Origin of the sequence: Paenibacillus sp. Aloe-11, assembly GCF_000245715.1 — a bacterium.
In the GTDB taxonomy this organism is placed as follows: Bacteria; Bacillota; Bacilli; order Paenibacillales; family Paenibacillaceae; genus Paenibacillus; species Paenibacillus kribbensis.
The window spans coordinates 51,633-52,017 of record NZ_JH601059.1; the positions used below are offsets into that span (position 1 = coordinate 51,633).

1 protein-coding gene is annotated in these 385 nt (G+C 51.7%); it reads right to left on the reverse strand.

What is annotated here, in order from left to right; genetic code table 11:
• Positions 1 to 385, reverse strand: a 385-nt coding sequence (locus WG8_RS28750) for a family 1 glycosylhydrolase (protein ID WP_007431729.1), incomplete at both ends; no start/stop codon positions are given.

The window sequence follows — 385 nt, forward strand, 5'->3', positions numbered from 1 at the left end:
CAGCGGCTACATCCTCGGGTCGTTCAGAAGCGGCATCCACATGCTCCATATTCAGTGTAATACCTATCTTGCCCGTCAGCCCTTTTTCCTTGTGTAATTTGATGGCTATCCCATGACACAGCAGAGTATGGTGGGCGGCAGTAAAGGCTTCCTTCCAGTTCCGATGGCCGGGGGCATGCTCTCCTGTACCATAGCCCAAAATAGAGGCACAATAGGGCTCATTTATCGTATTCCACCAGCTTATACGCTGTCCAAATCGATCCATGATTACAGAGGCATACGTCATAAAATGCTGGACAATCTCGCGCTGCGTCCAACCGCCCTTGTCCTCGATCCACTGCGGGAGATCCCAGTGATATAGCGTCAGCATCGGAATGAGTCCGGA